The 17151-nt window shown below is 71.7% G+C and carries 19 protein-coding genes; 10 read left to right on the top strand and 9 right to left on the bottom strand.

Annotated elements, in window-relative coordinates:
- Window positions 1-8: 8 nt before the first annotated feature.
- The 4 genes from EUA94_RS09680 to EUA94_RS09665 all read right to left on the bottom strand — a co-directional run bounded on the left by EUA94_RS09680 (window position 9) and on the right by EUA94_RS09665 (window position 3616).
- Complete coding sequence (locus EUA94_RS09680; RefSeq protein ID WP_165356851.1) at window positions 9-884, bottom strand: alpha/beta fold hydrolase; 876 nt, start codon at window positions 882-884, stop codon at window positions 9-11.
- A gap of 25 nt (window positions 885-909) precedes the next feature.
- Window positions 910-1353 (bottom strand): PA2169 family four-helix-bundle protein, encoded by a 444-nt coding sequence (locus EUA94_RS09675; RefSeq protein WP_129426670.1) that lies wholly within the window; start codon window positions 1351-1353, stop codon window positions 910-912.
- Between the two features lie 92 nt (window positions 1354-1445).
- Window positions 1446-2381 (bottom strand): SGNH/GDSL hydrolase family protein, encoded by a 936-nt coding sequence (locus EUA94_RS09670; RefSeq protein ID WP_129426669.1) that lies wholly within the window; start codon window positions 2379-2381, stop codon window positions 1446-1448.
- A complete protein-coding gene (locus tag EUA94_RS09665; RefSeq protein WP_129426668.1) occupies window positions 2378-3616 on the bottom strand; it encodes a SpoIID/LytB domain-containing protein in 1239 nt (412 codons plus the stop codon). Before EUA94_RS09665 ends, EUA94_RS09670 begins: the two co-directional genes overlap by 4 nt.
- 104 nt (window positions 3617-3720) lie before the next feature.
- Here EUA94_RS09665 and EUA94_RS22125 point away from each other — a divergent pair, with 104 nt between their 5' ends.
- From EUA94_RS22125 to EUA94_RS09650, 3 genes are read left to right on the top strand one after another with little or no spacing between them, the layout of a single operon-like run.
- Window positions 3721-4521, top strand: a complete 801-nt coding sequence (locus EUA94_RS22125) for a hypothetical protein (protein ID WP_165356850.1) — start codon at window positions 3721-3723, stop codon at window positions 4519-4521.
- 40 nt (window positions 4522-4561) lie between these two features.
- Window positions 4562-5218, top strand: coding sequence for a hypothetical protein (locus EUA94_RS09655; RefSeq protein WP_129426667.1), 657 nt, complete (start codon window positions 4562-4564; stop codon window positions 5216-5218).
- Between the two features lie 33 nt (window positions 5219-5251).
- Window positions 5252-6142 (top strand): DNA-formamidopyrimidine glycosylase family protein, encoded by an 891-nt coding sequence (locus EUA94_RS09650; protein WP_129426666.1) that lies wholly within the window; start codon window positions 5252-5254, stop codon window positions 6140-6142.
- On the opposite strand, the gene EUA94_RS09645 is transcribed toward EUA94_RS09650, so the two are convergent.
- Together EUA94_RS09645 and lpdA are read right to left on the bottom strand one after the other, a co-directional pair.
- Window positions 6078-7469, bottom strand: coding sequence for an NAD(P)H-quinone dehydrogenase (locus EUA94_RS09645; protein WP_129426665.1), 1392 nt, complete (start codon window positions 7467-7469; stop codon window positions 6078-6080). The two genes, EUA94_RS09650 and EUA94_RS09645, sit on opposite strands and share 65 nt — an antisense overlap.
- The gene (lpdA, locus tag EUA94_RS09640) at window positions 7469-8884 is read right to left on the bottom strand and encodes a dihydrolipoyl dehydrogenase (protein ID WP_129426664.1); all 1416 of its coding nucleotides are present in this window, start codon (window positions 8882-8884) and stop codon (window positions 7469-7471) included. The genes EUA94_RS09645 and lpdA overlap by 1 nt, the downstream gene beginning before the upstream one ends.
- 66 nt (window positions 8885-8950) lie before the next feature.
- On the opposite strand from lpdA, the gene EUA94_RS09635 reads away from it, so the two are divergent.
- From EUA94_RS09635 to EUA94_RS09615, 5 genes are read left to right on the top strand one after another with little or no spacing between them, the layout of a single operon-like run.
- Window positions 8951-9403, top strand: coding sequence for a gamma-glutamylcyclotransferase (locus EUA94_RS09635; protein WP_129426663.1), 453 nt, complete (start codon window positions 8951-8953; stop codon window positions 9401-9403).
- Window positions 9404-9435: 32 nt separating this feature from the next.
- Entirely contained in the window at window positions 9436-10251 is an 816-nt protein-coding gene (locus tag EUA94_RS09630) for a purine-nucleoside phosphorylase (RefSeq protein ID WP_129426662.1), read from the top strand.
- The gene (locus EUA94_RS09625; protein ID WP_129426661.1) at window positions 10251-11057 is read left to right on the top strand and encodes an NAD-dependent epimerase/dehydratase family protein; all 807 of its coding nucleotides are present in this window, start codon (window positions 10251-10253) and stop codon (window positions 11055-11057) included. Before EUA94_RS09630 ends, EUA94_RS09625 begins: the two co-directional genes overlap by 1 nt.
- Window positions 11058-11100: 43 nt before the next feature.
- The gene (locus tag EUA94_RS09620; RefSeq protein WP_129426660.1) at window positions 11101-11475 is read left to right on the top strand and encodes a MerR family transcriptional regulator; all 375 of its coding nucleotides are present in this window, start codon (window positions 11101-11103) and stop codon (window positions 11473-11475) included.
- Window positions 11476-11509: 34 nt separating this feature from the next.
- On the top strand, window positions 11510-12517 hold the full coding sequence (locus EUA94_RS09615; RefSeq protein ID WP_129426659.1) for an aldo/keto reductase: 1008 nt from the start codon (window positions 11510-11512) through the stop codon (window positions 12515-12517).
- 32 nt (window positions 12518-12549) lie between these two features.
- Here the strand turns inward: EUA94_RS09615 and EUA94_RS09610 are convergent, their stop codons facing one another.
- Entirely contained in the window at window positions 12550-13860 is a 1311-nt protein-coding gene (locus EUA94_RS09610) for a DUF2252 domain-containing protein (protein WP_129426658.1), read from the bottom strand.
- A 44-nt stretch (window positions 13861-13904) separates the two neighbouring features.
- On the opposite strand from EUA94_RS09610, the gene tpx reads away from it, so the two are divergent.
- Entirely contained in the window at window positions 13905-14402 is a 498-nt protein-coding gene (gene tpx / locus EUA94_RS09605; RefSeq protein WP_129426657.1) for a thiol peroxidase, read from the top strand.
- Between the two features lie 7 nt (window positions 14403-14409).
- On the opposite strand, the gene EUA94_RS09600 is transcribed toward tpx, so the two are convergent.
- Window positions 14410-15054: an MOSC domain-containing protein gene (locus tag EUA94_RS09600; RefSeq protein WP_129426656.1), complete on the bottom strand. Its 645-nt coding sequence runs from the start codon at window positions 15052-15054 to the stop codon at window positions 14410-14412.
- 18 nt (window positions 15055-15072) lie between these two features.
- Entirely contained in the window at window positions 15073-15444 is a 372-nt protein-coding gene (locus EUA94_RS09595; RefSeq protein WP_129426655.1) for a VOC family protein, read from the bottom strand.
- Between the two features lie 51 nt (window positions 15445-15495).
- Between EUA94_RS09595 and EUA94_RS09590 the strand changes: the two genes are divergently transcribed.
- Window positions 15496-17148, top strand: a complete 1653-nt coding sequence (locus EUA94_RS09590; RefSeq protein ID WP_129426654.1) for a phospho-sugar mutase — start codon at window positions 15496-15498, stop codon at window positions 17146-17148.
- Window positions 17149-17151 lie beyond the last annotated feature (3 nt).

The raw sequence follows: 17151 nt of genomic DNA, 5'->3' as shown, positions 1-17151 counted from the left end.
GCGGCGGACTACACCCGGCAACGCACCCGTACGCCACGGAACACCTCGCGACAGCCGGGGAGCGGGGTGCCCGCCTCCGCCGCCGTCCACGTCGCCACCACCGCGCGCGCGACCAGTCGCGGCGCGTCCTCGTGCATCGCGTGGCCGGAGCCGAGGCCGATCGCGTGCACGCCGTCGGTCGTCGCCCGGGCGAGCCGGTCGTGGGTGACCCACCAGGCCTCGATCCAGGGCTCGTCGAGGTCCTGGCTCAGCACCGTGACCGGGAGGTCGCCGAGGTCGAGGCCGGCGAGCTGGCGCACGAGGGCGTCCCGGTCCACGTCGCGGCCTCCCTCCGACCAGTCGATGTCGGGGTTGTCCAGGGTCGCGTCGGTGAACTGCTCACGGACCGAGGGGTCCTCCAGCACGAGGCCGGCGAGGTCGTCAGGGAAGTCCGCGGCGTACGCCTGCGCGACCAGACCGCCGTACGACCAGCCGAGGAGGACGTACGGCGGCTCGATGTCCTCGGCCTCCAGCGTGGCGCGCAGGTCGGCGGCCGCGGAGCCGGGCGACGGGTCCGGCGCCGCGTCATCGAGTGGCGCGCTGTCACCGATGCCGGCCCGGTCGTAGAAGCACGTACGCGCGGTCCCGGCGAGCTCGTCCTGCAGGTCGCTGAACGCGTCGCCCGACGTGCCGAGGCCGGCGACCAGCACCACGGTCGGACCAGCCTCACCGTCGCACTCGACGTGGAGGTCGGCCACCGGGGCAGCGGGGTCGACCGCGGGCTCGGCCGTCCTCTCGGAGGTGGACGAGCTCGGCGACGCGACAGCGGGGTCCTCGCCCGAAGACCCCGCTGCGCAGCCCGAGAGCACGACGCACGTGGCGATCAACGCGGGCAGGGGACGCACCTGCCCAGTGTGCTCCTCGAGCGGACTACCCGGCAGCCTGGAGGGCCTTCACCTCGTCGCGAGCCGCGACGACCGCCGCGTGCTGGCGCGTGACCACGTCACGGAAGCCGGCGCTGAGGTCGAGCTCGAGGGCCTTCTCGTACTCGGAGACCGCGTGGTCCTCACCGGTCGCGGCGGCCGCGAGCACGGCACCCGCGTCGTCGCCGGTGAGGGCGTCCTTGAGCGAGATCCAGCCGCGGTGCACGGCAGCGGCGACCGAACCGCTCTCGTCGACGTCGTCGCCGTACGCGTGGCCCAGGTCGACGATCTCGTGGGCGAATCCCGCACGCTGCGTCGACAGGCGCGTCAGCGCCTCGGCCCACTCGGGGTGCTCACTGTCGCGCAGCTTGTCGGCCGAGTCGGCGAAACCGCGCTCGCCGTCCTTGAGCGTCTCGACCAGTTCCTTGGCGGCCTTCTTGTCGTCAGACATGTTCGCGCTCCTTCGTCAGTGGGTGTCCTCCCAGCGTCGCCCAGGCGTTGACGCGCCGGACCACCCATGGGGATGACGCCCACCCGAAGGGGTCAGGACTGGTTGAGCACCACGACGTCGGGGTCCGGCTCGGCGTACTCCGTGACCTCGGGGTCATCCCCGGTCACCTGGCGGAACACCTCGGTGGCCACCGCGCGCATGCCGTTGATCTTCGGGTGGAAGGGTGCTGCGACGCCGGCCCGGAAGCGCGGCCCGTTGACCCAGGCCCGGCCCTTGGCGCAGACGTCGTGGCCCTTCGACACCGCCTCCATGTCGACGTACGACGCCCCGGCCGCCTCGGCGCCCTTGCGGAGCGAGGCGTTGAGCAGCCCGGCGACGTCGGTGACGGGCCCGAGCACCTCGGCCGAGGCGCCGACGGCCGCGCAGGTGCCCTCGGTGGGGAGGATGTCGGGGTAGCCGACGACGTAGACCTGCGCGTCGGGGGCAACCTTGGTGATGCGACGCACCGCCTGCTCGATCCGACCGGCGACCTTGCGGGCGTCGGTGTCCAGCTGGTCGACGGGGCAGACGGAGACACCAGGCTCCTGGCAGGTGATGAGGGAGTCATAGATCCCGAAGTCGTTGCCGCCGATGCCGATCGTCACGAGGTCCGTGTCGGCGGACACGGCATCGATCTGCGGCGTGGTGGTGCCGCCGTTGAACATCGTCATCGGGGCGTAGAGGTCGGCCGTCGTGGCCGCAGAGCAGGTGACGTCGGTGTAGCTCGCGACGTCGAGCCAGTCGGCGAGGAAGGCGGGGTAGTTGTCCTTCGAGCGCGCGCAGCCCTCCGGGTCCGTGCGCATCGTTCCGATGAACGGACCGGCCGAGAAGGAGTCACCCATCGCGACGTAGTCGATCGTGGTGGTCACCTCGGTGTCGACGACGACGTCGGGCAGCGCACCTTGACCTGCGTCGTCGCTGCTCGCGCCGTCGGCACTGCAGCCGGAGGCGGCAAGGGCCACCGCGGCGAGCAGGAGGGCAGGCCTCACTCGCGCGCCTGCCCCTTCTGCCGTGGCGTGACGGAGAAGGTGAACCAGTCGGAGTTGAGCCCGAAGTAGTCGCGCACCGTGTCGCCGTTGACCCGCGCGGTGCCGGTCGAGCCGATGAAGGCCATGTCGACCACCCGGCCGCCGTAGTCGCCGTTGCCGTCGCGAGTGGTGACCTCGATGCTCACCAGGTCGCCGATCGCGGGCCAGTGCGCCTCCACCTGGGTGTCGTCGATCGGCTTCGTCCACGTCGCGTACGACGGGTTGGCGACGCCGTCGTACGGGTCGGGCTGGGCCACGAGGTAGGGCATCGAGCCGGCGGCGGAGAAGCCGCCGTTGCTCGCGGAGAACTGGGTGAAGGCGGGCCGGCCGTCGTAGAACAGCCCCTGCTTGGCGGTCGCCTTGATTGCCTCGTCGGCGGCCGGGTGCTCGTCGTCGGCGCCGCCATAGACCTGGCACTGGCTCGTGTCGCACAGGTCGTAGTGGGCGGCCGACGGGTGCGAGCGCTCGAACGCCGCATAGGTGCGGGCCGCGACCGACTGCGCACTCACCGCGTCGGGTTCCCACAGGGCCGGGACCTCGCGCGGCAGGACCCCGCGCAGGTAGGACTCCATGCTGACGCGGTTGACGGTCTCCCGTTTCGGGCTCTGGCGAGCGGCGACCGACTGGAGCGTGCCGCGGTAGTCGCGACGCCCGCTCGGCGTCACGAGGGTGAGGAGTCCGGTGACCGAGGAGAACTCCGCCTCGCCGGGCACCTTCTTCCAGGTGCGCCAGGCGCCCCCCTTGGTGAACTGGACGGTGGTGTCGCTGCCGGCGGCCATGAGCCGCCACTTCTTCGCCGCGAGCGGCGGGAGCCGCCAGGTGCGCTGGCGGCCCAGGCTGGTGACCTTGAGGCCGCGCTGGGCGACCACCTGCACGTCGCGGCCGGTGTCGGCCGTGATCAGCACGCGCACCTTGCCGCCGATCCGGCCCCACGTGGTGCCGGGGTAGTAGAACTCGTCGATCTGCTGCCAGGTGAGCCCCTGCTGGGCCGCGCCGAGGGCGCCGTACTGCGAGAGCCCCTTGCCGTGGCCGAAGCCGTGGCCGGTGACCGTGATGGCCGTGCTGCCGGGCGTGGCCCAGGTCTCGACCTTCCTGCGTGGCTCGGCGCCCGAGGCGGCCGTGGCAGGCAGCACGGGCAGGAGCAGGGCGCTCGCCAGCGCGGCGAGCAGGAGGCGGGCAGGACGTGTACGGAGCATGGCGTGACTTCTCCCCCGAGAATCGACGAACAGAACCATTGAGGTTACCTGCCCGGTCTGCACCGGGTCTCCCCGAACCCGCGGGGCGGTGGGACGATGGCCGGATGATCGGCCGACGTCGGCGCGACAGGAGCCAGGCTCGGCTCGCGGAGCTCGACGCGTTCCGCCACGTCCGCCGGGCCGCGAGCGAGGACGTCACCGTCTTCGGCGAGGAGCTCTCCGCCCTCCACTTCGAGACGCTCGCGACCGACCTCGACGACCAGATGCGCCTCGACTACGGACACGCTCTCGACGCCTACGAGTCCGCCAAGCTGCGTCTGGGGAAGGCGACGGTGGCGATCGATGTCACCGAGGTCACGCGCACGCTGGCGGACGGCAGGTTCGCCCACGCCTGCGTGCTCGCCGCTCGCGACGGCGTCGACCGGCCCGCCCGTCGCCCTCCGTGCTTCTTCGATCCCGGTCACGGACCCGCGAGCCGGGACGTGTCGTGGGCGCCGCTCGGCGGGATCCCGCGCGACATCCCGGTGTGCTTCCGAGACGCCGAGCGCCTGGCCGCGGGCGAGGCGCCGCGAGCCCGGATGGTGCGTCTCGGCAACCGCTACGTCCCGTGGTACGCGTCGGGGCCGGCCTACTCCGCGTGGGCCAGCGGCTGGTACGCCGACCTGATCCTCGACGGGCGCGCTGAGGCCGACCGCATCACCATGACGTACGCAGGTGTCACCATCGCCGGCTCGGAGAGCCTGCTCGCCGGAGCCGAGTGGTCCGATCCCGGCGCCTGGAGCGACGGCGGCATGATCGGCGGCCACGACTACTCGGGCTGGGACGGCCACGGTGGCGGCGGCGACTTCGGTGGTGGCGACTTCGGCGGCGGGGACGGCGGCGGTGGCGGAGGCGACAGCGGCTGAGTCGGACGTGGGTCCGCCCTCGATCTGGCAGTCTGTGCCCATGTTCGGGGGACGCAGACGACGTCGTGAGGAAGAGCTCGCCGCCAAGGACCGCTGGCGCGTCGCGCGCAAGCTGATGGACGAGGACGTCACCGTCCTCGGCGAGCAGGTCGCCGAGCTCCACCTCGACACCCTGGGCGACGACCTCGACCCGGCCGCGCACGACCACTACCGCCGCGCCCTGGAGAACTACGACCAGGCCAAACAGCTCCTCGTCACCAGCGAGACCGCCGAGGACGTGGTCGCCGTCGAGCAGGTCGTCGCCGACGCCCGCTACCACCGCGCCGCCGTCATCGCGGTCATCGCCGGCGAGCCCCTGCCCGAGCGACGCGAGCCCTGCTTCTTCAATCCCCAGCACGGACCCTCGAGGGACGATGTCGAGTGGGCCCCACCTGGCGGAACCGCCCGCACCATCGCGGTCTGCGCGGCCGACGCCCGCGCCCTCGCGGCCGGCGACGAGCCCCTGATCCGGATGGTCCGCATCGGCGACCGCTGGGTCCCCTGGCACCAGGCCGGCAGCATCACCGGCGCCATCGACGCCGGCGCCCAGCTGGCCAGGTCGTCGAGCCACGGCGTCCACGGCCAGCAGAACCTCGCGCAGGCCTACCTCAACCAGGCGATGGGCGGCTACGACGGCACCGGCGGCGGCTTCAACTGATCCGCTGTCCCACCCGCCTGTGACACTGGGTGGGTGCCCGAGGGAGACAGCGTCTGGAAGCTCGCCCGCCGCCTGGACCGGCAGCTCACCGGCCACACGGTCACCCGCTCCGACTTCCGTACGCCTCGCCTCGCCACCCGCGACGTCGCCGGCCGTGCGGTGCTGGGCCACGACACCCACGGCAAGCACCTGCTCACCCGGCTCGGCGCGGTCGGTTCGTCGCCACCGGCGACGCTCCACAGCCACCTGCGGATGGACGGCTCGTGGTCGACGCTCGGACCCGGCAAGCGGCTCCCGGCCAAGCTCCAGCCGCACGTACGCCTGGTGTGGACCCTCGACGACGACCGGGTCGTCCACGGCATCCGCCTCCACGACCTCGACCTCGTGCCCACCGACCGCGAGCACGACCTGGTCGGGCACCTCGGTCCCGACCCGTTGCGCGACGACTGGGACGCCGGCGAGGCCGTACGCCGGCTGGCCGCCGAGCCGGAGCGACCGTTCGTCACCGCGCTCCTCGACCAGCGATCGGTCGCCGGGTTCGGCAACCTCTGGGCCAACGAGCTCGCCTTCCTGACCGGCGTCAGCCCGTGGACGCCCATCCGCGGTGTGGACGTCGAGCGACTCGTCGAGCGCGCCGCGACGATGCTGCGGCACTCCGCGACCGTCGACGGCGCCTACCAGGTCACGACCGGGTCGCCGGTCCGCGGCGACGACCACTGGGTGACCGGCCGGCAGAGGCAGGGATGCCGACGGTGTCGCGGACCGATCAGCGTGGTCGCCGAGGTGCCGGGTGACACCGCCAACCGGCGTACGTGGTGGTGCCCCGCCTGCCAGCCCGGCCCGGGCCCGGAGGGCCGGGTCAGACCCGGTGCAGCCGCCGTGCGGCCTCGGCGATCGAGCCGCTCAGCGACGGGTAGACGGTGAACGCGTGCGCCAGCTGGTCGGCCGTGAGCGACTCGGCCACCGCGATCGACACGGGGTGGATCAGCTCGGAGGCGCGCGGCCCGACGACCACTCCCCCGACGACGATGCCGGTTCCGGGGCGGCAGAAGAGCTTCACGAAGCCGTCCCGCACGCCCTGCATCTTGGCGCGGGCGTTGCCGGCCAGGGGCAGCATCACGACCTCGGCCACGATCTCGCCGGCGTCGACGGCCTGCTGCGACCAGCCGACGGTGGCGATCTCCGGTGAGGTGAAGACGTTGGACGAGACCTTCTTGAGGTCCAGGGGCGAGACCGCGTCACCGAGGAAGTGCCACATCGCGATGCGGCCCTGCATCGCCGCGACCGAGGCCAGCATCAGCACGCCGGTGCAGTCGCCCGCGGCGTAGATGCCGCGCGCGGACGTACGCGAGACCCGGTCGACGGTGATGAAACCGCCATCGCCGGTGGCCACGCCAGCGTCCTCGAGCCCGAGGTCGGCGGTGTTGGGGACCGAGCCGAGCGCGAGGATGCAGTGGCTGCCCGAGACCGTACGTCCGTCCGTCAGCGTCACCGTCACCGTGTCGCCGTCGCGGGTCACCGACTGCATCCGGGACTCTGCGAGCACGTGCATGCCGCGTCGCGTGGCCACGTCCTCGAGCACCGCGGAGGCGTCGGCGTCCTCGCCGGGCAGCACCCGGTCGCGGCTGCTGACCAGGGTCACGTCGATGCCGAGGGCGAGGTAGGCGCTGGCGAACTCGGCCCCGGTCACGCCCGAGCCCACCACGATGAGCTTCTCCGGCACCTCGGTCAGGTCGTAGACCTGCTCCCATGTGAGGATCCGCTCGCCGTCGGGTTGGGCGCTCGGCAGGGTGCGGGGAGCCGCGCCGGTCGCGACGATGATCGCGTCCGCCTGCAGCGTCTCCTCGCCCGACTCGGTGGTGGCCACGACGGTGAGGTCGGGCCCGAGCCGGCCACGACCCGTCACGACGCGTACGCCGTCGCGGTCCAGGCGGGCCGCGATGTCGGACGACTGGTCGGCGGCGAGCTGCTTCACGCGGGCGTTGACCCGCGCCAGGTCGACCGAGATCGACGTGGCCGCGTCGCCCTGGTGGTCGTGGAAGTTGACCCCGAGCTCCTGCGCGGTGCCCATGTCGGTCATCAGCTCGGCCGTGGCGATCAGCGTCTTGCTCGGCACGCAGTCGGTGAGGACCGCGGACCCGCCCACACCGTCGGTGTCGACGATCGTGACCTCGGCGCCGAGCTGTGCGGCCACGTGGGCCGCCTCGTAGCCGCCGGGTCCTCCGCCGATGATGACGATGTGGTCGGCCATCAGAAGTTGATCATGTGGCCGGCGATCCCGTGGACGGCCTCCTTGACGGCCTCACCCAGGGTCGGGTGCGCGAAGACGTTGCGGGACACCTCGTCGGCGGTGAGGTCCCACTGCTGAGCCATGGTCAGCACCGGCAGCAGCTCGGTGACGTTGGGGCCGATCATGTGCGCGCCGATGATCTCGTTGTGCTCGGCGTCGGCGACGACCTTGACGAAGCCGATCGGCTCGCCGAGGCCCATCGCCTTGCCGTTGGCGCTGAACGGGAAGGACGCCGTCTTGACGTCGTAGCCCTTCTCCTTGGCCTGGGCCTCGCTGTAGCCGAACGACGCGATCTGCGGGTTGCAGTAGGTCGCGCGCGGGACGAAGTCGAAGGCCACCGGCATCGTCTCGGCGCCGTTGATGGTCTCCGCGGCGACGATGCCCATCGCCTCGGCGACGTGGGCGAGCATCATCTTCCCGGTGCAGTCGCCGATGGCGTAGACGTTGTCGACGTTGGTGCGGCCGAAGTCGTCGATCTCGATCGCGCCGCGCTCGGAGACGCTGACGCCGGTGTTCTCCAGGCCGAAGCCCTTCACGCGCGGGGCGAAGCCGAAGGCGGCGAGGAACTTGCCGGCTTCGAGGACCTGCTCGCTCTGCCCATCAGAACTGGCACCCGCGGCGGGGGCGACGGTGACCTTGACGCCGGAGCCGGTGTCCTCGACCTTCTTGACCGCGGTCGAGGTCAGCACCTTCACGCCGAGCTTCTTGTAGTGCTTGGCGAGCTCCTTGGAGATGTCGGCGTCCTCGGTCGGGACCATCCGGTCGAGGAACTCCACGATCGTGACGTCGACGCCGAAGTTGGCCATGACGTACGCGAACTCGACACCGATCGCGCCGGAGCCGCCGATGATGATCGACTCGGGGAGCTGGTCGTTGAGGATCTGCTCCTCGTAGGTGACGACGTTCTCGCTCAGCTCGACGCCGGGGACCAGTCGCACCGTCGCACCGGCGGCGATGATGAGGTTGTCGAAGGTGTACGACGCCTTGGTGCCGTCCTTGTCGACGTCGATCCCGGTCGGACCGGTGAGGGTGCCCCAGCCGTCGATCTCGGTGATCTTGTTCTTCTTCATCAGGAAGTGGACGCCCTTGACGATGCCGGCGCTCACGTCGCGGCTGCGCTTGTGGGTCGGGCCGAACGCCATGGTGGCGTCGCCCTCGATGCCGAACTTCGCCTTCTCGTGCTGGAGCGTGTGCGCCAGCTCGGCGTTCTTCAACAGAGCCTTGGAGGGGATGCAGCCGACGTTGAGACAGACACCTCCCCAGTACTTCTCCTCCACCACGGCCACCTTCTGGCCGAGCTGGGCTGCGCGGATCGCGGCGACGTAGCCACCGGGGCCAGCGCCGAGGACGAGGGTGTCGAAGTGCGTGTCGGTCACGCCCCCAGCCTAGTTGTCCGCCGCGCGAGGGGAACAGCGGGACCGCGGCTCGGTAGCCTGTCGCTCGTGACGCTCTATGCCGCCTACGGGACGAACCTCGATCCCGCCCGGATGAGCGAGCGCTGCCCGCACTCGATCCTCGAGTCGACCGGCTGGCTGACCGGGTGGCGGCTGACCTTCGGTGGCGAGGAGCACGGCTGGGACGGGGCGCTGTCCACGATCGTCCAGGACCCGTTCGAGCAGGTCTTCGTGGCGGTGTACGACGTCACGCCCGAGGACGAGCGCGAGCTCGACGGCTGGGAGGCCGCCGACAGCGGGCTCTACCGCAAGACCAAGGTGCGGGTGCAGACGATGACCGGGCCGATGCTCGTCTGGGCCTACGTGCTCGACGCGTACGAGGGCGGGCTGCCGTCGGCGTCCTACCTCGGCGTGCTCGCCGACGCCGCCGAGGCGGCGGGTGCTCCCGAGGACTACGTCCACGCCCTGCGGCGGCGCTCGTGCCGCTCCACCGGCCTCTGACCTGTCCCGCCGTTGGCCCTAGAGTGCCGCCCATGAGCGACCAGAACCCGTACGACGCCGCCCAGGCCGCAGCCGCGAAGCTCGCCGAGCTGACCGGCGTCGAGCGCCACGACATCGCCCTCGTCCTCGGGTCGGGCTGGCTCCCGGCCGTCGACGCGCTCGGCGAGGCCACGGCCGAGATCGACACGACCGACCTGCCGGGCTTCAGCGCCGCGGCGGTCGTCGGCCACAGCGGCAAGATCCGTTCCATCCGCTGTGCTGTTTCCGGGGGAAGCGACCGCAACCTCCTGGTCTTCCTCTCGCGCACCCACTTCTACGAGGGCAAGGGCGTCGCAGCTGTCGTCCACCCGATCCGTACGGCGGCCGCCGCCGGCTGCTCGACGATCGTGCTGACCAACGGGTGCGGCGGCCTCAAGCAGGGCTGGCAGCCCGGCCAGCCGGTGCTGATCTCCGACCACATCAACCTCACCGGCACGAGCCCGATCGTGGGCGCCAACTTCGTCGACCTCACCGACCTCTACAGCCCGCGCCTGCGCGCGCTGTGCCAGGAGATCGACCCGAGCCTCGACGAGGGCGTCTACGTCCAGTTTCCCGGCCCCCACTACGAGACGCCCGCCGAGGTCCGGATGGCCGGCGTCATGGGCGGCCACCTGGTCGGCATGAGCACGACCCTCGAGGCCATCGCGGCCCGCGAGGCGGGCATGGAGATCCTCGGCATCAGCCTGGTCACCAACCTCGCCGCCGGCCTGAGCGGCGAGCCGCTCGACCACTCCGAGGTGCTCGAGGCGGGCAAGGCCGCCGCCAGCCGGATGGGCGGCCTGCTCAGCCAGGTCGTCGCACGCGTCTGATGCGCGTCCTCGTCACCGGTGCCGCCGGCAGCCTCGGCCGGGTGGTGACCGTCGGCCTGACCGACCTGGGCCACGAGGTCGTCGGGCTGGACCTGGTGCCGGCTCCCGAGGGGGCGCTGCTGCCCTGGCACGAGGCCGACTGCACCGACGCCGATGCCGTTGCTGCGGTGTTCGCCGCTCTGTCCACCGGGGGCAGGCTCGACGCCGTCGTGCACCTCGCGGGGTTGCCCGAGGAGGCCTCGTTGCCCGACGCGCTCGAGTCGCACGTGATCACCACTGCTGCGCTGCTCGACGCGATGGTCGCCCACCGGGTGCCGCGCATCGTGTACGCCTCCTCCAACCACGCGGTCGGCCGCACCCCGCGCGCCGACGGCGAGCTCACTGAGCAGGCTCAGCCCCGGCCGGACACCTACTACGGCGTGGCCAAGGTCGCGGCCGAGGCCCTGCTGCGGCTCTTCGCCGACCGGCACGCCATCGATGCGGTCTGCTGCCGGATCGGCTCGTTCCTCGAGCAGCCCGCCAGCATGCGCGGCCTCTCGACATGGCTCTCCCACGGCGACGGCGTACGCATGGTCGAGGCGGCGCTCACCGCCCCCTCCCCCGGCTACGCCGTGCTCTACGGCATCAGCGCCAACACCCGCGCCTGGTGGGACCTCGAGCCCGGCCGCCGACTGGGCTACGAGCCGCAGGACGACGCCGAGGACTTCGCCGACCGGGTCCAGCCCGGTCCCGACGACGAGGCGGAGGCCGAGCACGTCGGCGGCCCCTACGCGCTCGCCCGGTTCCACCGCCCGGCGCTCGCCTGACGAGGCTTGACTTGGAGCGCACTCCAAGGCGGACACTGGCCGGGTGACGAGCCTGAGCATCGCCGAGGCGGCCGAGCAGACCGGCCTGACGGCCCACACCCTGCGCTACTACGAGCGTGATGGGCTGATGCTGCGTTCCGTCGAGCGCGCCTCGTCGGGCCACCGCCGCTACACCGACGACGACCTGCGCTGGATCCAGATGGTGACCCGGTTGCGGGCCACGGGCATGCCGATCCGCGACGTACGCCGCTATGCCGCGCTCGTGCGAGACGGCGAGGGCAACGAGGCCGAGCGCCTGGAGCTGCTGCTCGCGCACCGCGAGCTCGTCGAGCGCCAGCTGGCCGAGGTCTCCTCCCACCTGCGCGCCATCGACCACAAGATCGCGCTCTACGAGCACACGGTCGCACCGGGCGCTTGACTTGGAGCGCGCTCGAAGGCGAAGGGTGGGGCACATGACCACACCAGACATCGGACAGCGCACCCTCGGCACGGCCTCCCCGCTCGCCGTGAGCACCCTCGGCCTCGGCTGCATGGGGATGTCGGAGTTCTACGGCACGCCCGACGAGCAGGGCGGCACGGACACCATCCACCGCGCGCTCGACCTCGGCGTCACGTTCCTCGACACCGCCGACATGTACGGCCCCTTCACCAACGAGCAGCTCGTCGGCCGGGCGATCAAGGACCGTCGCGACGAGGTCCAGCTCGCCACCAAGTTCGGCAACGAGCGGCTCCCCGACGGCACCCGGGTCGGCGTCAACGGCAGCCCCGGCTACGTCCGCTCCGCCTGCGACGCCTCCCTCCAGCGGCTCGGCGTCGACCACATCGACCTCTACTACCAGCACCGCGTCGACAAGTCGGTCCCGATCGAGGAGACCGTCGGCGCCATGAAGGAGCTCGTCGAGGTCGGCAAGGTCCGCCACCTCGGGCTGTCGGAGGCCTCCGCGGCCAACATCCGCAAGGCCCACAGCGTCCACCCGATCACCGCCCTCCAGACCGAGTACTCCCTCTTCACCCGCGACCTCGAGGACGAGATCCTCCCGGTGCTGCGCGAGCTCGGGATCGGCCTGGTGCCGTACTCCCCGCTCGGACGCGGCCTGCTCACCGGTGCGATCAGCTCGGACAGTGGCGCCGACGGCGAGCGCGACTTCCGGCGCTCGCAGTACTTCCCCCGCTTCCAGGGCGAGGCGCTCGACGCCAACCTCGTCCTCGTCGACAAGGTCCGCGAGATCGCCGCGGCGAAGGACTGCACCCCCGGCCAGCTCGCGCTCGCGTGGGTGCTCGCCCAGGGCGAGGACGTCGTTCCCATCCCCGGCACCAAGCGCGTGAAGTACCTCGAGGAGAACGTCGGCGCCGTCGCCGTGCGGCTCGACGCCGACGACCTCGCCGCGCTCGAGCAGGCCGTGCCGCGCGACGCCGTCGCCGGCGACCGCTACGGCGACATGTCGCACATCGACGCCTGATCTCGCGCCCTCCGGCGGGGTCAGGACGGTGCCTACGTGGCTGCGATCCCGACCTGACCCTCACGGAAGGCGTCGACGAACAGCGCGTGGTCCTCGCGCACGCGGACGGCGTACGCGATGCCCCAGTCGCACAGCCAGGTGATGAACTCGTTGCGTCGCCCCTCGAGGGACTTCGCGATCGCCGCCTCGACGTCGAAGTCGACGAGGTCCTGCTGGCTGTCCTCGTCGGAGGCGCAGTGGATCTTCGCGGTGGCGCGCCCGAGCAGGTCCACGACCGAGCGCATGTCCTCGGGCTCGTTGATCTCGCTCCAGTCGAGGTCCACCTCGTAAGGCGAGATCTCCGAGACCACGTAGCCGACCCCGTCGATGCTCGTGTGCCCGAGCAACGGGTCGGTGTGCACCTGCAGCGCGCGCTGGCTGACGACCGTACGGTGCCCCTCGTGGTCGAAGTAGGCATCGACCTCGCCGGTGTCGACGAAGCGGCTCAGCGCCGGGATGTTGGCTTGCTTCATGCTGAGCACCACGTCGTTGTCCAGGGCCTGGCTGTAGCCCTCGACCAGCACGTTGTACGCCGGCAGGCCGGCGCTGCCGATCCCGAAGCCGGACATACCGACGACGTCCCGCAGCTCGTAGAAGAGGTCGCGGTCGAAGCGCTTGGACTCCGGGATCGTGTCGAGGTAGGCGCGGAACGCGGCGACCACCTTGGCGCGCTCCTCACGCTTGAGGCGGCGGGCGCCACCGCCCTCGGCGAAGCGGCGTACGCCCTTCGTCAAGACCGTCATGTCGTCCAGCAGGTCGGCGCGGCGCATGGATCGCGCCTCGACCAGCGCCGTCAGCACCGGGCCCTCGGCGCGGTCCAGCCGGATCTCGAAGTCGTCGTCGTTGTCGGAGGCGACGTAGTGGTTGACCTGGGCGAGGTAGGACCGCACGTAGCGGGCGATCAGCTTGCGGATCGCGTCCTCCGGCAGCGCCTTCTGCCACGCCACGAGCGCGAGGCTTGCCGCGAAGCGCTGGAGGTCCCACGTGAAGTGGCCGACGTACGCCTCGTCGAAGTCGTTGATGTCGAAGACCAGCCGACCGTCGGAGTTGAGGTAGGTGCCGAAGTTCTCCACGTGCAGGTCGCCGTGGATCCAGATCCGCTCGGCGCCGTGGTCGGCCCAGGCCTCCTTCTCCCCCGTCACGTCGTGGAAGAACAGGCAGGCCGAGCCGCGGTAGAACGCATGCGGGTCGGCCGCCATCTTGCGGTACTTCGCGCGGAAGGCGGCCGGATCAGCGCGCATCAGCGGGGCGAACGCGTCGCGCAGCACGTCGACGATCACGGTGGTCCGGTTCTGTGAGGCCATGGGCCGACTCTAGGCGTGCCCGCCATCCGGATAGGTTTGACCGCATGGCAACCACACAACTCGGAGACACCACCGTCAGCACCGTCGGCGAGCTGCCCGCGGTCGGCTCGCAGGCACCCGGCTGGGACCTGGTGGGACTGAAGTTCCAGCAGGTGACCGACGCCGACGCGGCGGGCAAGCGCGTGGTGCTCAACATCTTCCCCAGCATCGACACTGGCGTGTGCCAGGCGAGCGTGCGCAAGTTCAACGAGCTCGCCGCCGGCCTCGACAACACCGCCGTCGTCAACGTCTCGGTCGACCTGCCGCTGGCACAGGCGCGCTTCTGCGGCGCCGAGGGCATCGACGCCGTCGAGGTCGGCTCGGCGTTCCGGTCCTCGTTCGGCCAGGACTACGGCGTCGCGATGGCCGACGGCGGCTGGCAGGGCATGCTCGCCCGCGCCGTCGTGGTGCTGGACGCCGACCACAAGGTGCTCTACACGCAGGTGACCGACGCGATCGGCGTCGAGCCCGACTACGACGCCGCGGTGGCCGCGCTCTCCTGACCGCCGGTCACACCCGCGAGGCGAGCCAGTCGTGCTCGACCTGCGGGAGGACCTCGGCCCGGAGGAACTCCCGGGCGAGGTCCTTGTCCCCCATGGCGGCCCGGAAGAACATCGGCACCGTGAGCCCGTGCCCGGGCCGGTGCTTGACCTCGACCGGGTCGCCGGGCGCGATCACGCCCGGCTCGCGGACCGCGAGGTAGGCACCGGTGCGGCCGCGCTCGGTGAACCGCTTCACCCACCGGGGCTCGGCCATGTGCTTGGCGAAGGTCGCGCACGGCACCCGCGGTCCGCAGACCTCGAGCAGGGTCTCCCCGACCCGCCACTGCTCACCGACCTCGGCCGCGTCGACGTCGAGTCCGCTGGTGGTGAGGTTCTCCCCGAACATCCCGTCGGCCAGCGCCCGCTGGAGCTCGTCACCCCACCAGTCGAGCTCCTCGCGCGCGACGGCGTACACCGCCTGCGTCTCGCCGCCGTGGTGCTTGCGGCTCCCGATGTGGTCGTCGACCACACCGCTGCCGAGGCCGCCACGCTTGGGGCCGGGGTCCCGCACCTCGATCCGGTCGACCGGCCGCTTGCGGATGCCGGTGGGGCGCTTCAGGCCGGGGATGGTCTCGGCGAGGCCGGCATTGACGGAGAGGACGACGGCTGGCACCCGCACACGCTAGCCCGGTCAGGAGTCGCCGGTGTGGCAGACGGCCTCGACGTTGTTGCCCTCGGTGTCGCGGACGAAGGCGCCGTAGTAGCCCGGGTGGTACTCCGGCCAGAGCCGCGGCTCGTGCAGCGACTCCGCCCCGGCAGCCAGCGCCTCGGCGTGCCAGGCGCGTACGGTCGCCGCGTCGGGGGCGCTGAAGGCCACGTGCACCTCCCGGTTGGGACCGACGTCGTCGAAGGTGCTGATCCAGAAGTCGGGGCCCTCGGTGCCGTAGCCGATGGCGACGCCGACGTCCATGACCCGGCGATGACCCAGCACGCCGAGGACCCGGTCGTAGAAGGCCGCCGCTCGCGGCAGGTCGGTGCAGTTGATGCCCAGGTGGTCGATCATGGTCAGATCCTGCCAGCGCCGACCGACAATGGACCGGGATAGCGTGCGGCCATGACCGCCGAGACCGAGCTGATCGAGCAGGCCCGCGCCTGGGCCGCCCAGGACCCCGACGAGCAGACGCGTGCCGAGCTGGACGCGATCGTCGCGGCCGCCGAGCGCGGCGAGGAGACCGACCTGGCCGACCGCTTCGCCGGCACGCTCGAGTTCGGCACGGCCGGTCTGCGCGGTGCGCTGGGCGCGGGCCCCAACCGGATGAACCGGGTCGTGGTCACCCGCGCGGCGGCCGGGCTGGCGGCGTACCTCAAGGACACCGGCCACGCCGGCGGATCCGTCGTCATCGGCTTCGACGCCCGCCACAACTCCGACGTCTTCGCCCGCGACACCGCCGAGATCATGACCGGCGCCGGCCTCAAGGCGCTCGTGATGCCACGTACGCTGCCGACGCCCCTGCTGGCGTACGCCATCCGCGAGCTCGGCTGCGCGGCCGGCGTGATGGTCACCGCCAGCCACAACCCGCCGCAGGACAACGGCTACAAGGTCTACCTCGGCGACGGCAGCCAGATCGTGCCGCCCGCCGACAGCGAGATCGCCGACCGGATCGCCGCCGTGGGCGACGTCGCCGACCTGCCGCGCGGCGACGCCGGCAAGGTCGTCAGCGAGGAAATCGTCGACCGCTACCTCGACACGGTCGCCGGACTCGCGGGTGACGGCCCGCGCCACCTCACGATCGTCTACACGCCGCTGCACGGCGTCGGGGGCACGACGGTCGCGCAGGTGCTCGAGACCGCCGGGTTCGACGCGCCGTTCATCGTCGAGCAGCAGGAGCACCCCGACCCCGACTTCCCGACCGTCTCCTTCCCCAACCCCGAGGAGCCGGGCGCGATGGACCTCGCGATGGCGCTCGCGGCGGAGAAGCGGGCCGACCTGGTCGTGGCCAACGACCCCGACGCCGACCGGTGTGCAGTCGCCGTGCCCGACGCCCACGGCTGGCGGATGCTGCGCGGCGACGAGGTCGGCGCCCTGCTGGCCAGCCACCTCATCGCCCGCGGGGCCACCGGCACGTACGCCAACTCGATCGTGTCCTCCAGCCTGCTGGGCAAGATGGCCGCAGCCGCCGGGCAGCCGCACGAGGAGACGCTCACCGGCTTCAAGTGGATCGGCCGCGTGGAGGACCTGGCGTTCGGCTACGAGGAGGCGCTCGGCTACTGCTGCGACCCCGAGCACGTGAAGGACAAGGACGGCGTCTCGGCGCTGCTGCTGGTCTGCGAGCTCGCCGCCGCGGCCAAGGCCGAGGGCCGCGGGCTCACCGACCTCCTCGACGACATCGCGCACGAACACGGCCTCCACGCCACCGACCAGCTCTCCGTGCGCTTCGACGACCTGGCCCAGATCCCGGCCACGATGGAGCGCGTACGGGCCACTCCCCCGACCACCCTCGGCGGCCTCGCCGTCGAGAAGGTCGAGGACCTCTCGCAGGGCTCGGCCCAGCTCCCGCCGACTGACGGCCTGCGCTACACCCTGGCCGAGGGCGCCCGCGTGATCGTCCGCCCGAGCGGCACCGAGCCGAAGGTCAAGTGCTACCTCGAGGTGGTGATCCCGGTCGGCACCGACGAGGACGGCGGTGTGGACGCTGCCCGGATCTCGGCTGCCGGCCGCCTCGACGCCATCAAGGCCGACCTCCGGGGCGCGGTCTTCGGGGGCTGAGCC

Source organism: Nocardioides zhouii (assembly GCF_004137345.1).
Classification (GTDB): Bacteria; Actinomycetota; Actinomycetes; order Propionibacteriales; family Nocardioidaceae; genus Nocardioides; species Nocardioides zhouii.
Note: the sequence above shows the minus strand (reverse complement) of the source record. Positions and strands in the feature narration are given on the sequence as shown.